Origin of the sequence: Micropruina sp., from assembly GCF_047606665.1 — a bacterium.
Lineage (GTDB): Bacteria > Actinomycetota > Actinomycetes > Propionibacteriales > Propionibacteriaceae > Micropruina.
On sequence record NZ_JASGEF010000012.1, the window covers coordinates 15,969 to 29,979 of the forward strand.

13 protein-coding genes are annotated in these 14,011 nt (G+C 69.4%); 3 read left to right on the forward strand and 10 right to left on the reverse strand.

Annotated elements, in window-relative coordinates; translation table 11 throughout:
* Positions 1-15: 15 nt before the first annotated feature.
* Positions 16-1,002: a malate dehydrogenase gene (locus QM619_RS03060; protein WP_415104181.1), complete on the forward strand. Its 987-nt coding sequence runs from the start codon at positions 16-18 to the stop codon at positions 1,000-1,002.
* Positions 1,003-1,161: 159 nt separating this feature from the next.
* On the opposite strand, the gene QM619_RS03065 is transcribed toward QM619_RS03060, so the two are convergent.
* The 6 genes from QM619_RS03065 to QM619_RS03090 form a co-directional block, all read right to left on the reverse strand.
* The gene (locus QM619_RS03065) at positions 1,162-1,569 is read right to left on the reverse strand and encodes a PIN domain-containing protein (RefSeq protein WP_415104183.1); all 408 of its coding nucleotides are present in this window, start codon (positions 1,567-1,569) and stop codon (positions 1,162-1,164) included.
* Positions 1,556-1,795 (reverse strand): DUF6364 family protein, encoded by a 240-nt coding sequence (locus QM619_RS03070; RefSeq protein ID WP_415104185.1) that lies wholly within the window; start codon positions 1,793-1,795, stop codon positions 1,556-1,558. The genes QM619_RS03065 and QM619_RS03070 overlap by 14 nt, the downstream gene beginning before the upstream one ends.
* Positions 1,796-1,876: 81 nt before the next feature.
* Complete coding sequence (locus tag QM619_RS03075) at positions 1,877-2,173, reverse strand: DUF3017 domain-containing protein (protein WP_415104187.1); 297 nt, start codon at positions 2,171-2,173, stop codon at positions 1,877-1,879.
* A 31-nt stretch (positions 2,174-2,204) separates the two neighbouring features.
* Positions 2,205-3,764: a bifunctional phosphoribosylaminoimidazolecarboxamide formyltransferase/IMP cyclohydrolase gene (gene purH / locus QM619_RS03080; RefSeq protein WP_415104189.1), complete on the reverse strand. Its 1,560-nt coding sequence runs from the start codon at positions 3,762-3,764 to the stop codon at positions 2,205-2,207.
* Positions 3,764-4,342 carry a phosphoribosylglycinamide formyltransferase gene (gene purN / locus QM619_RS03085; protein ID WP_415104191.1) on the reverse strand — a complete coding sequence of 193 codons (579 nt, stop codon included), beginning with the start codon at positions 4,340-4,342 and terminating at the stop codon, positions 3,764-3,766. Before purN ends, purH begins: the two co-directional genes overlap by 1 nt.
* Before the next feature lie 10 nt (positions 4,343-4,352).
* The gene (locus QM619_RS03090) at positions 4,353-5,636 is read right to left on the reverse strand and encodes a DUF6350 family protein (protein ID WP_415104193.1); all 1,284 of its coding nucleotides are present in this window, start codon (positions 5,634-5,636) and stop codon (positions 4,353-4,355) included.
* 103 nt (positions 5,637-5,739) lie between these two features.
* Here QM619_RS03090 and QM619_RS03095 point away from each other — a divergent pair, with 103 nt between their 5' ends.
* On the forward strand, positions 5,740-7,188 hold the full coding sequence (locus tag QM619_RS03095) for a hypothetical protein (protein ID WP_415104195.1): 1,449 nt from the start codon (positions 5,740-5,742) through the stop codon (positions 7,186-7,188).
* A gap of 48 nt (positions 7,189-7,236) precedes the next feature.
* On the opposite strand, the gene sucD is transcribed toward QM619_RS03095, so the two are convergent.
* The gene (gene sucD / locus QM619_RS03100) at positions 7,237-8,124 is read right to left on the reverse strand and encodes a succinate--CoA ligase subunit alpha (RefSeq protein ID WP_415104197.1); all 888 of its coding nucleotides are present in this window, start codon (positions 8,122-8,124) and stop codon (positions 7,237-7,239) included.
* A 14-nt stretch (positions 8,125-8,138) separates the two neighbouring features.
* Entirely contained in the window at positions 8,139-9,311 is a 1,173-nt protein-coding gene (sucC, locus tag QM619_RS03105; protein WP_415104199.1) for an ADP-forming succinate--CoA ligase subunit beta, read from the reverse strand.
* A 239-nt stretch (positions 9,312-9,550) separates the two neighbouring features.
* On the opposite strand from sucC, the gene QM619_RS03110 reads away from it, so the two are divergent.
* A complete protein-coding gene (locus QM619_RS03110; protein ID WP_415104201.1) occupies positions 9,551-10,351 on the forward strand; it encodes a M23 family metallopeptidase in 801 nt (266 codons plus the stop codon).
* Positions 10,352-10,440: 89 nt separating this feature from the next.
* Here QM619_RS03110 and pcrA read toward each other — a convergent pair whose 3' ends face one another.
* A complete protein-coding gene (gene pcrA / locus QM619_RS03115) occupies positions 10,441-12,852 on the reverse strand; it encodes a DNA helicase PcrA (protein WP_415104203.1) in 2,412 nt (803 codons plus the stop codon).
* A gap of 75 nt (positions 12,853-12,927) precedes the next feature.
* Positions 12,928-13,962, reverse strand: coding sequence for an alcohol dehydrogenase catalytic domain-containing protein (locus QM619_RS03120; protein ID WP_415104205.1), 1,035 nt, complete (start codon positions 13,960-13,962; stop codon positions 12,928-12,930).
* Positions 13,963-14,011 lie beyond the last annotated feature (49 nt).

Here is a 14,011-nt window from a genome sequence, read left to right on the forward strand (position 1 = left end):
TGAGGAGAAACCACCGTGAGCACACCCGTCAAGGTTGCCGTGACCGGCGCAGCCGGCCAGATCTGCTACAGCCTGCTGTTCCGCATCGCCAGCGGCGCCCTGCTCGGCCCCGATCAGCCTGTCGAGTTGCGGCTGCTGGAGATCACCCCGGCGCTCAAGGCGCTCGAGGGCGTCGTGATGGAACTCGACGACTGCGCCTTCCCGACCCTGGCCAAGGTCGAGATCGGCGACGACCCGACCACGGTGTTCGACGGCGTGAATCTGGCCATGCTGGTCGGCGCCCGTCCGCGCACCGCTGGCATGGAGCGCGGCGATCTGCTGAGCGCCAACGGCGCCATCTTCACCGCGCAGGGCAAGGCCCTCAACGAGGTCGCCGCCGCCGACATCAAGGTGCTGGTGACCGGCAACCCGGCCAACACCAATGCCCTGATCGCGATGAAGAACGCCCCCGACATTCCGATCGAGCGGTTCAACGCGCTGACCCGGCTCGACCACAACCGGGCGGTCAGCCAACTCGCCGCCAAGGCCGGCGTGCCGGTCACCAGCGTCACCAAGATGACCATCTGGGGCAATCATTCGGCCACCCAGTACCCCGACGTCTTCCACGCCGAGGTGGACGGCAAGAACGCCGCCGAGCTGGTCGACGACCAGGCCTGGGTCGAGAACGACTTCATCCCCACCGTCGCCAAGCGCGGCGCGGCGATCATCGCGGCCCGCGGCTCGTCCTCGGCTGCCTCGGCGGCGAACGCCACCATCGAGCACATGCGCGACCTGCTCAACGGGACGCCGGCCGGTGACTGGGTGTCGATGGCGGTGCCGTCCGACGGTTCGTACGGCGTGCCCGAAGGCATCATCTCGTCGTTCCCCTGCACCACCGCGAACGGCAGCTACAGCATCGTCCAGGGCCTGGAGATCGACGACTTCAGCCGCGGCAAGATCGACGCCTCGGTCGCCGAACTGCAGGACGAGGCCAAGGCGGTCGCCGAACTCGGCCTGATCTGACCGACCGACCCCGATGCCGGTCGTCAGCTGGGTCGCCGCTGTCGTCTGCTGCCTCAGCTACGGCGTCAGCTTGGTGTTGCAGTCGGTCGGGGGGCGAAGCGTGCCGTCGCGGTGACCTGTCCGCGCGGGGGGTCTCGATGAACTCGGCCGTCGGATCTGTCAGTGGAACGGGTTGACTACGACGACTCCGTCGTAGTTCTGGCCGTCCCCCAGGTCTTCGGACAGCACCTCAGTGCACCCGAGCGCCCGCGCCGCTTCGATGATCGCACTGTCCCAGTACGACAGTCCGAATCGGTCCCGGGTCTGCATGGCAGCCCGGACGACCGGGAGCGTCAACTCCTGAATCCGGAATCGGGTGAAAGACTCCACCAGACCTGACGCCTGGGAGTGACCCAGTCGATCAGGCCGCGTCTCGCGGGTGGCCTGGACGTAGAACTCCTGCAGCACCTGTACGGACAGCGCGATGTCCTCGCTGTCCAGGATTTGACGGGCGATCGCAGCTTTCTGCTCCTCCGCCGGATCGCGGGAGATCGCGTACAGCAGGACATTCGCGTCAACGAACCGCACGGCCGTGCAACTCGTCGCGCTGGAATCTGTCGGCAGCCCGGAACTCACCGATCCCGTCGGTGATGCTGTGCTGCAGGGCCGCCAGCCGCTGGAATTCGGCGGCCTCGTCGGCCAGCGTCCGCAGATAGTCGGCGACCAGCGCGCTCACCGAGGTTCCCCGCTCCGCTGCCCGGATCCGAGCGCTGCGATACACCGAATCGGGCACCGATACCGTGACGTTCTTCACAGTTTCACAGTAACACTGACTCACAAGCGGCAGCGAGGGTCTTTACCCCAAGCAAGGTTCCAATAATCGAAAACCGACGACTCAGCGCATCGGGGGCACGGCCCAGGCGAGCACGGTGATCCCGATGCCGACCGCAAGCAGCACCAGGGTGTCGAGCACCCGGTTCCGGACGGCGAGCAGGCCGACCCGCCGCTTGGGCAGCAGCCGGAACAGCCCGCCCATCACGATCGACAGTCCGATCAGCGTGCTGCCGGTCCGCCAGTGACCGAAGGCGACCACTACCAGCCCAGCGAACACCCCGAGCAGCACGCTGGCCAGCGGCCACTGGCCGAGCACCTGCTGCACCGGACTCTTCGGCGGGCGCTCGGAGGTGCTCATGGTCCCGATCGTGCCACGCGGGGCGGGCACCTCAGTGGAAGAAGTGCCGAGTGCCGGTCAGGTACAACGTGACGCCGGCCGCCTGCGCGGCGGCGATGGTCTCGGCGTCGCGCACCGAGCCGCCCGGCTGGACGATGGCGCGCACTCCGGCCGCGATCAGGATCTCGGGGCCGTCGCCGAACGGGAAGAAGGCGTCCGAGGCGGCCACCGAACCGGACGCCCGCTCGCCGGCCCGCTGCACCGCGAGTCGGCAGGAGTCCACCCGGTTCACCTGCCCCATCCCGACCCCGACCGACGCCCCGCCGGAAGCCAGCAGGATGGCGTTGCTCTTCACCGCCCGACAGGCCCTCCAGGCGAACGCCAGATCGGCCAGGGTGGCCTCGTCGGCGGCCTCGCCGGCGGCCAGCGTCCAGCTCGCCGGGTCGTCGCCGGGCGCGTCGATCCGGTCCGGCCGCTGCAGCAGCGCACCACCGGAGATCGGCTGCAACTGCACGCCGCGATGGGCATAGGGAACCGCGCGCAGGATCCGCAGGTTCTTCTTGCCGGTCAGCACCTCCAAGGCACCGGGCTCGTAGTCGGGCGCGATCAGCACCTCGGTGAACACCTTGGCTACCTGCTCGGCCATCGCCACGCTGACCGGGCGATTGCTGGCGATCACCCCACCGAAGGCGCTCACCGGGTCGCAGGCGTGCGCCTTGCGGTGCGCCTCGGCCACATCGGCACCGACCGCGATGCCGCACGGGTTGGCGTGCTTGACGATCGCCACCGCCGGCTCGGCGAAGTCGTATGCGGACCGGTAGGCGGCGTCGCCGTCGGTGTAGTTGTTGTAGCTCATCTCCTTGCCGTGCAGCTGTTCGGCCTGGGTGATGCCGTCCGGTCCGAAGCCCTGGGCGTACAGCGCGGCGCTTTGGTGCGCGTTCTCGCCGTAGCGCAGGGTGCCGACCTTGTCCCAGGTGCCGCCGATCCAGGCCGGGAAGCCGTCGCCGCCGGACGAGTCGGTGAGCACGCTGCCCATCCAGGACGCCACGGCGACGTCGTAGGTGGCGGTGTGCACGAAGGCGGCGGCCGCCAGCGCCTGCCGCTGCTCCAGGGTGAAGCCGCCCTCGGCCAGCGCCGCGGTCAGCGCCGGGTACTGTGCCGGCGAGGTGACGATGGCCACCGACGGATGGTTCTTGGCGGCGGCCCGCACCATCGACGGCCCGCCGATGTCGATCTGCTCGATGCACTCGTCCACGCCCGCGCCGGAGGCGACGGTCTGGGTGAACGGGTACAGATTGCTCACCACCAGGTCGAAGGCGGCCACCCCGAGTTCGGCGAGCTGCTCGCGATGAGACGCCAGCCGGCGGTCGGCCAGGATGCCGGCGTGGATGTGCGGGTGCAGGGTCTTGACCCGGCCGTCCATGCATTCGGGGAAGCCGGTGACCTGCTCCACGGGCGTGACCGGCAGGCCGGCGGCGTCCAGCGTCTTCGCGGTCGATCCGGTCGAGACGATCTCGACGCCCGCATCGACCAAAGCCCGGCCGAGTTCGACCAGCCCCGACTTGTCGTACACCGACAACAGAGCACGTCGGATGGGCAGCCGGTCGGTCATCATGAGTCCTCCTTGGAGGCAAGTTCGTTGACGGTGTGGACGAGCAGGATGCGCTCGGCCACCTTGATGCGTTCGTGCAGCGAGTCGACGGTGTCGTCGGGCAGCACCCGGACCGGCTCCTGGGCCAGGATGCGGCCGGTGTCGACGCCGGCGTCCACTTCGAAGACGGTGGTGCCGGTGATCTTCACGCCGTGTTCGAGGGCGTCGCGCGGGCCGTGCATGCCGGGAAAGCTGGGCAGCAGCGCCGGATGGGTGTTGATCGTGCGACCACCGAAGCGGGCCAGGAAGGCCGGCCCGACCAGCTTCATGAAGCCGGCCAGCACCACCAGGTCGATGTCGTGGGCGGCGAGCAGTTCGGTGAGTGCGGCGTCCCAGTCGGCCCGGTCCGAACCCCTGACGAAGGGGTGGACGAAGCTCGGCACACCGGCCTCGGCGGCACGCCGCAGACCTTCGGCGTCCGCCCGGTCGGAGCCGACCACCACCACCTCGGCGTCCAGTTCGCCGGCGGCCTCGGCGTCCAGCAGAGCCTGCAGGAGACTGCCGGTGCCAGAGATCAGCACGGCGATGCGGAAGGCCATGGGCGGCAGCCTAGTGGCTGGCGCCGACGTCGATCTGCTCGGTGGGCAGGTCGAGAGGCTCGGTGACCTCGCCGGCCGGATCGGACGTCGCCGGCCGCCGGCCGCCGGTCAGCCAGCGGATCAGCGCGGACGCCGCACCGCCGAGCAGCATCGGCACCGGCGCCAGCAGGAACAGGCTGAGCGGGATCGGACCGAGCCCGACCAACCGTTCGGCGCCGAGATCGCCACGGGAGAGCATCGCGACGGCGACCACCACGACCGCGACGCCGAGGCCGGCACCGGCGGCGCGGACCAGCCAGACGGTCAGGCTGCGGCGTGCCGCGGGGCCGGACGCCACCCAGCCGGCCACGGCTCCCACCACGACCCCGCTGGCCAGCCAGGCATAGCTCCACAGACCGCCGGCGCCGGCCTCGGGCACCGCGCCGAAGACCGGGATCGCCGGCAGCATGCCGGCGGTGGTCAGCATCGGCGAGACCAACGATCCGGTACCGACGCTGAAGCCGGCACCGAGCGCCCAGCTGCCGGTCCAGGCCAGCAGATTCGGCAGGTAGAGCAGTTGCAGCACGACCAGCAGCCACGAGCCGACGGCGTCCGGGGCGAGTGACTCGTCGATCGCCGAGATCCGTTGGCCGCCCAACAGCAGTCCGATGACCAGCACGACCGCGGCGATCGCGGTCATCGTGGCCAGGCCGGCCAGCACCGCGCGACCGAGACCGCGCAGTGCGGCATGGCTGGCACCCAGCGCTGCCAGCCGTCCGGAAAGGGCCCAGGCCGCACCAAGACCGCCGATCACGGCGCCCCCGAGCAATGCCCAGCTGACCCGCGGGCCGGCCCCCGAGGCGAGCGCGATCAACGCAGCGACCACCGCGTACCCGATGGTGGCCAGCGCCCAGGCCTTCAGGACGTCGCGACCGGCCAGGCTCTCACCGGCGGTCGCCCGCAGGGCGAGGCCGGTGACGGTGCGGGCCAGCAGCACGAACAGCGCGCTCAGTCCTAACGGGGTCAGGGTCACCAGGGTGCCGCCGATCGCGGCGCCGGCGCCGTGCCCAGCGAGCCAGAACTGGCCGGCGAAACCCAGCGCGACCGGCACCGGCATCGCCATCGCGGTGAACCAGCCGACCATCACCAGACCGGCCACCAGCAGCCATCCGGCCAACGCGGACGCCGCGCCGCCCAGCAGCGCGACCGGCAGCAGCGGGAATTCCGGCGCTCCGGACGCGGGGCGCCGGTCGGCGGAGAGTTCCGCCACTGTCAGACGGACGCGGGAGCGGCGGCGTTCGGATCGAATGGGCATGATCTTCCCATGGTCGCCGAGCCGCGATGCCCGCATGCGGCGGACACGCCCGACCGCACTAAACTCGGCCGGGTTCATACCCCCAGCCGACCGTGAGGACGAGATGAACGAGACCGATCCGGTAAGCCCGCGGCGCGCCGACGACGATCCTCAGGCCCACACCGGGGACGCCGCCGCACCCCGGCGGCCGGCGGCCAGCCCCGCCTCACCGACGTCGCCCGTCGAGATCGCCGGCCCCGCCGACGCCGAGCCCAAGGGAGCCGCGGAGGCGCCTCGCCCTCGCCGGCGCACCACCGCGTGGCTGGTCGGCGGGGTGGCGGCATTGGTCGTCATCGGGCTGATCGTCTGGTCCGTGCTCCAGCAGCCGGCCGCCCCGACGGCTGCGCCGTCGGTCAGCGACTCCGGGACGCCGAGCCCGAGCGCCTCGGTCAGCCAGCCCCCGGCGTTGACCGACGCCCAGCTGATCGCCACCACCGAACTGGCGAAGGTCCGCACCAAGACCAGCTGGACGGTGCAGGCGCCGGCCGCGACCGGCGTCCCGACCCAGCCGGCCTGCGTCGAACTGTCCGCCACCGGCGGCGCCTCGCCGGACGCCGAATTGAACCGGCTGTTCACTGCCGCCAAGGGCGACGGCACGATCCTCCAGGTGGTCCAGGCCTGGCCGGACGCCACATCGGCCACCACCGCCTTCAATGCGCTGCTGACTCAGGCCGGATCGTGCACCGACGGTCTGCTCCGCTCGGCCGACCGGGTCACCGGACTGGCCGACGCGGCCACCGTGCTGACCGTGCAAACCGGGGACGGCGCGACCCACACCCTGTTGTTCGTCCGTAGCGGACGTTTCGTCTCCCTCGTGGACGGCGGCGTCCCGGCCGGTGCCGACGCGCTTGCCGTGAACGCCGTCGTCACCGCGTCCCGTGCCTCGCAGGGACGGCAGTGCGGTCCGGCGTCCGGAACCTGCCCGACGAATCCGAACACGGTCGGCACCGCTCCCCCGCCCACCGAGACGATCGGCTGGCTGGCCTGGGTCGACCTGCCGCGGGTGACGTCCGGTGCCGGCACCTGGACGGCCACCGAGCCGCTGGCGCCGAAGCTGATCGGCAGCCAGTGCGAGAACGTCAATCTCAACAAGCTGTCCGGCGCGACCGAGTCGTTGCACCGCACCTACCTGCTCACCAACGACCCGAAGGCCCCGGAGGGATTCGGCATCGACGAGGCGGTCTACAGCTACGCGAAGGCGTCCGGCGCGAGCGACATGGCGAAACAGCTCGCGAAGAACTTCGACGGCTGCGGCGAGCGCACCCGCACCGCCACCGTCAAGGACGCCTCGGTCACCGCCCCGGCCACGAACGGTAAAGACCTGAAGGCCACCAGCTATCTGGTCACTCAGAGGGTCAGCGAAGCCCGGACGGTGACGTTCCGCGTCGGCATCGCCGCCATCGGCGACAAGCTGGTGTACCTGCTGGCCAACCCGTCGGACAAATTCGATTTCAGCGACGACGCCTGGAAGGCCATCGTCGGACGGGCCACCCAGCGGGTGACCCAGTCCTGACGAGGGGCCCGGGCCCGACCAGGGGCCGGCCCGACCAGGGGCCCGGGCTCAGTCCCGGCCCTCCATGATCTCGCGGACCAGGGACGCGGCCTCGCTCGGCGTCCGGCCGACCTTGACGCCGGCCGCTTCGAGCGCCGCCTTCTTGGCCTGCGCGGTGCCCTTGGAGCCCGACACGATCGCACCGGCGTGGCCCATGGTCTTGCCTTCCGGTGCGGTGAACCCGGCCACGTAGCCGACCACCGGCTTGGTGATGTGCTCGGCGATGTAGGCGGCGGCCCGCTCTTCGGCGTCCCCGCCGATCTCGCCGATCATCACGATGCAGTCGGTCTCCGGGTCAGCCTCGAAGGCGGCCAGCGCGTCGATGTGCGTGGTGCCGATGATCGGGTCGCCACCGATGCCGATGGCGCTGGAGAAACCGATGTCGCCCAATTCGAACATCATCTGGTAGGTGAGCGTGCCCGACTTGCTGACCAGGCCGATCCGGCCGGGCTGAGCGATGCCAGCCGGAATGATGCCGACGTTCGACTTCCCGGGGCTGATCAGGCCGGGACAGTTCGGACCGACCAGCCGGGTCACCCCGCTGTTGGCCGCATAGGTGTAGAACTCGGCGGTGTCCTTGACCGGGACCCCTTCGGTGATCACCACGACCAGCTCGATGCCGGCGTCCACCGCCTCGAAGACCGCCTTCTTGGTGTAGGCGGCCGGCACGAAGATCACCGACACGTTCGCGCCGGTGGCGGCCTTGGCGTCCGCCACCGTGTTGAACACGGGCACCGGGTCTTCCTCGAAAGTGACCGTCTGCCCCCCCTTGCCGGGGGTGACGCCACCGACCACGCGGGTGCCCGAGCTGATCATCCGCTGAGTGTGCTTGCGGCCCTCGGAGCCGGTCATGCCCTGCACGAGCACCTTGGAGTTCTGGTCCAGCCAGATCGTCATCGACGGTTGTCCTTTCAGTTCTTGCTGGCCAGTTCGGCGGCCTTGCGGGCGGCGGAGTCCATAGTGAGTTCCATCGTCACCAGCGGGTGGGCCGCCTCGGTCAGAATGTGCCGGCCGATCTCGACCGCGTTGCCGTCCAGCCGGACGACGATCGGCTTGGTGGCCTTCTCGCCCAGGATCTCCAGTGCGGCGATGATGCCCTTGGCGACCTCGGAGCAGGCGGTGATGCCGCCGAACACGTTGACGAAGACCACCTTCACCTGCGGGTCGGAGAGGATGATGTCCAGTCCGTCGGCCATCACCTGCGCGGACGCGCCGCCGCCGATGTCGAGGAAGTTCGCCGGCGTCGGGCTGCCGGGGAATTCAGTGCCGGCGCCCGCAACCACGTCCAGGGTGCTCATCACCAGGCCGGCCCCGTTGCCGATGATCCCGACGCTGCCGTCCAGCTTCACGTAGTTCAGGCCCCGCTCACGCGCCCGGATCTCCAGCGGGTCGTCGCGCGACTCGTCGGCCAACGCGGCCCAGTCGGAGTGCCGGAAGGCGGCGTTGGCATCCAGCGACACCTTGCCGTCGAGCGCCACGATGCGTCCGTCGCCGGTCTTCACCAGCGGGTTGACCTCGACCAGGGTGGCGTCGTTGTCGCGGTACACCTCGCCGAGCAGCACCAGGACGCGGGCCACCTCGGCCCGATCGGCCTCGGCGAAGCCGGCGGCGGCGACGATCTCGGCGGCCCTGGCCGCGTGCAGCCCGGCGATCGGATCGACCTCAACGCGAGCGAGCTTCTCGGGATGCTCCTCGGCGAGGGTCTCGATGTCCATGCCGCCCTCGACCGAGCACATCGCCAGATAGCTCCGGTTCGCGCGGTCGAGCAGCATGCTGAAGTAATACTCGTCGGCGATGTCGGCGCCTTCGGCGACCATCACCTGCTCGACGATGTGGCCCTTGATGTCGAGGCCGAGAATCTCGGACGCCCGCTCGCGCGCCTCCTGCGGGCCACGGGCCAGCTTCACGCCGCCGGCCTTGCCGCGTCCACCGGTCTTGACCTGGGCCTTCACCACCACGACGGACGTGCCGAGGGTCTGCGCCGCCTGCTCCGCCTCTTCGGGGGTCCGGGCCACGATCCCCCGCAGAACCGGTACCCCCTGGGCCTCGAAGAGATCCCGCGCCTGGTACTCGAATAGATCCACCGACAACTCCGTCCGCAATTTTTTTCCTGGGTTCTGCCCCGCGGGGGCCAGGATCACGATAGTGCGGAGCGCGGCGCCCCGCACGTCACCCCCACGGGCGGCGGAATCGCGGGCGTGTCGGACTGCGGTCAAGCCGCCTCTCCCACCACGATTCTGAGATCTCGTTAAGAAATGCTAGCGTGACTCGGGTGTCCGTTTGCTAGGACGCCCCCAACCTGTTGCAGCAAGGAGATACCCGCGTGCGCCCTGCCCCCCAGGCGACCAGCCGGATTCGCTCTCGTATGCTCCACGGCACCGTGGCCACGGTGGCGATGGGCATCCTCGCCGCAGGCCTCTCCCACACCGCGACGCCGTCCGTCGCCGCGCCGGTGCCGCAGCCGACCATCGGCGGCTTCGATGCGTCCGAGATGAACGCTCGCGACATTCAGCTCAGCCGGGACGCCGGCACCCGCGTGCTGCCCGCGCAGGTGCTTGCCCAGGCGCGCAGCGTCGCACTCACCCAGACCGCCAAGGAAGTAGCCGACGAGCGCGCGGCGGAAGCCCTGGCGTCCCGGACGAGCGCACTCGACGATGCCGCGACGAAGATCAGCGAGCAGTCCAAGCTGCTCACCGATCAGTCCAGCTTCTTGGTGCCGACCGCGGGCGAGTTCGGCTCCGGGTTCGGCATGCGGCTGCACCCGATCCTGCACTACTACCGCATGCACAACGGCCAGGACATCGGCGGCACCTGCGGGCAGCCGATCTGGGCCGCCCAGGACGGCAAGGTCACCAAGGTCGTCCCGGAGGGCTACAACGGCGGCTCGGGCCACAACGTCCGGATCGACGGCGGCAAGGTCGGCGGCGTCCATCTCGAGACGGCCTACCTGCACATGGACAAGATCACTGTGAAGGTCGGCCAGAAGGTGCACAAGGGCGAACTGCTGGGCACCGTGGGCAATACCGGCATCTCGACCGCCTGCCATCTGCATTTCTCGGTCTACGAGGACGGCAAGGGCGTCGACCCGCTGCCCTACCTGAAGATGGCCCCCAAGAAGAAGTAGCCCGCTCTCGCTGGTCGAGCTTGTCGAGACCCGTGGATTTCGACAAGCTCAATCAACGACACACTGAATCGACAACTCAGTCAGCGGCGCTACAGCTTCTCCATTGGAGCATGTCTGAGGCTGAGCCGTTTCACTCCGTGGCTGCCGAAGTCGATGTCCGCCTTCATCGCGTCGCCCATTCCGCTGGTGGCGATAACGGTTCCCATTCCAAAATGGGTGTGCAGCACCCGATCGCCCGCCTGCACGCTCGGAATCGTCTTCGGCGAGGGCGGTTTGGAGCCATAGCCGACGGTATTGCGCCAGGCTTGTTCGGTGCGCGCCTTGGCTCGGGACGCGAAACCGACCTGCGCGGTGCCGAGGCGTCGCCAGTCGAACAGGTGCTGCGGAATCTCCTCGGTGAACCGGCTCGGCGGGTTGTACTGCGGCATCCCCCAGATGGTCCGCACCACCGCCCGGGTCAGATATAGCCGCTGCCGAGCGCGGGTGATCCCGACATAGGCCAGCCGGCGTTCCTCTTGCAGTTCGTCGGCGTTCTCCAATGTGCGCTGATGCGGGAAGATGCCGTCCTCGAAACCGGTCAGGAAGACCACCGGGAACTCCAGGCCCTTCGCCGTGTGCAGCGTCATCAAGGTGACCACCCCGGTGCCCTCGCCGTCGGCGTCCGGGATCTGATCGGAGTCGGCGACCAGCGCGATCCGCTCCAGGAAGGCGGGCAGCGAATCGTCCGGTTCGGGCGCGGCCGCGGCCAGTTCGCCACCGTCGGGCGGCAGGTCTACGGTATGCGCGGCCGAGACGAACTCCTGCGCCACCGACACCAGCTCGATCAGGTTCTCCAGCCGGGTGGCGTCCTGCGGATCGTCGGAGTTCTTCAGCTCGTCGATGTAGCCGGACTTCTCCAGGATCGAGGTGAGAATGGTGTCGGCCGCGTCGCCGGCGTCCATCATCGCCCGGTGCTCGCCGAGCATCGTCGCGAACGCCTGGATCTGGGTCAACGAGCGGGTCGCCAGCCCCGGCGCCTCGGACGCCCGCGCCAGCGCCGCCCCGAACGGGATCCGCTCGGCCGCCGCCAGCACCTCGAGCGCCGCCTCGGCCCGCTCGCCGATGCCGCGCCGCGGCGTGTTCAGGATGCGCCGCACCGAGACATCGTCGGCCGGGTTGGCGATGGCCCGCAGGTAGGCGATCGCGTCGCGGATCTCGCGCCGCTCGTAGAACCGGACGCCACCCACCACCCGGTACGGCATGCCGACCCGGATGAACACCTCTTCGAAGGCACGGGACTGGGCGTTGGTGCGGTAGAACACCGCCACGTCGCCCGGTTTCGCGTCGCCGGCGTCGGTGAGTCGGTCGATCTCGTCCGCGACGTACTGGGCCTCGTCGTGCTCGGTATCGGCCACCCAGCCGACGATCCGCGCGCCGTCGCCGGCGTCCGACCAGAGCCGCTTCTCCGGACGCCCCGGGTTGCGGGTGATCACCGCGTTCGCGGCGTTCAGGATGGTCTGGGTGGAGCGGTAGTTCTGCTCCAACACGATCGTGGTGGCGCCGGGGAAGTCGGCCTCGAAGGCCAGAATGTTGCGGATGGTGGCACCCCGGAAGGCGTAGATCGACTGGTCGGAGTCGCCCACCACCATCAGTTCGGGCGGCTCGACAGCCGCCGTGCCCTCCGGCACCGGCAACTCGGCACACAGCTCGCGGACCAGCGCGTACTGGGCGTGGTTGGTGTCCTGGTATTCGTCGACCAGCACATGCCGGAAGCGCCGCCGGTACTGCTCGCGCAGATCGGGGAACGCCTGCAGCAGATGCACCGTGGTCATGATCAGATCGTCGAAGTCGAGCGCGTTTGCCGTTGTCAGGCGCCGTTGGTAGTCCCGGTAGGCGTCGGCACAGACCTTCTCGTTGGCGGTCTCGGCCTTGGCTGCGGCGCTCTCGTGATCGACCAGTTCGTTCTTGCGGTTCGACACCCAGTTCAGCACCGTCCGCACCGGGTAGCGCTTGGGATCGACCTCGGCGTCCTTGAGCACCAGGGTCATCAGCCGCTTGGCGTCGGTGTCGTCGTAGATCGAGAAGGTGCGGCTGATTCCGAAGCGGTGGATGTCGGCGCGCAGAATGCGCACGCAGGCGGAGTGGAAGGTGGAGACCCACATCAGCTTGGCCCGGTTGCCGACCATGTCGACCACCCGGTGCCGCATCTCGGCGGCCGCCTTGTTGGTGAAGGTGATCGCCAGGATCGAACCGGGATGGACGTTGCGGAACGAGACCAGGTGGGCGATCCGGCGGGTCAGCACCCGGGTCTTGCCCGAACCCGCGCCGGCCACCACCAGCACCGAGGAGCCGGCATGCAGCACGGCTTCCCGCTGCGGCGGGTTGAGGTCGGCCAGCAGGTCGGCCTCGGTGGTCCGGCGGCGCCGGGGACGCTCCTCCGCGGTCGGCTCGGACGCCGCGGGAGCCGGCGGGTTGGGCTCGGCGGAGAAGTTGAACAGGTCCGGAAACAGGGTGTCGGTCATCGCGTCCCCAACCCTAAGCCGTGCCACCCACAGATTCGGCAGCGTCTGGTTCGCGCCGCCGGACAGGCCGGAAAGCTACGGCACCAGGACGATGCGGCCGTGGATCTTGCCGGCATGCAGGTCTTCGAACGCCCGGCTGGCGTCGTCCAGCGGATAGTGGACCACGTCGACGTGGATCTTTCCCACCTGAGCCAGGGCGAGCGCCTCACGCTGGTCGGACCGGTTGCCGCCGTAGGGACGCTCGATGTTCACGCCCCAGGGCAGTTCGACGATGCCCGCGGTGTAGGCGAAACTGCCACCGCCCAACCCGACGAAGCGGATCGCGCCTCCCTGCGCGATGACGGACACCGCGAGGTTGACCGACGGCTGGACGCCGACGAAGTCGATGACAACGTCGGCACCACGGCCTTCGGTCTCCTCCAGAATCCGGGCCGCCGCCTCCTTGTTGCTCAGAATGCCGAGGGCACCATGCGATTCGGCGTACTTCAGCTTCTCCGGGTCGGTGTCGACGGCGATGATCCGGGCGGCCGAAGTGGCGGCCACGATTTGCAGGCCCATGTGCCCGAGTCCGCCGATTCCGATCAGCACCACCGTGGCGTCGCCGGTGAGCCGATCGCGCACGGTGTTGATGGCGTGCATCGGGGTGAGCGCCGCGTCGGCCAGCGGCGCGGCATCGGCAGGGTCGAGATCGCCCAACGGGTCAAGATGGTAGGACTTCACCGCGATGTACTCGGCCATGCATCCCGGCGTGCCGATTCCGGGCGCGGCCGGGGCGAGCGCGCCGCGGGGACTCGCCACATGGCACTGACTGTCGCGCCCGGCCAGGCATTCGCGGCATTCCCCGCAGCTCAGCACGAGTGAGACCAGCACCGGGTCACCGACCTTCCACTTGGTCACGTTCGTGCCGACCTCGTGTACATACCCTGCGCCCTCATGGCCCAGGGTGCTGCCGACCAACGGACTGTCGTCGCCCATTTCGATGAGGTGGAGATCGGAATGGCACAGTCCCGCGCCGGCGATCTTGACCAAGACCTCGTCCGACCCGATCGCCGGAATCGGCTTGTGAACGATTTCGACGGTCTTGTGTTTGACATAGGTGACTGTGCGCATGGCGACTCCTGACGCGTCCGCTTCGCGACGCCGCCGTGGCGTCGTTCCC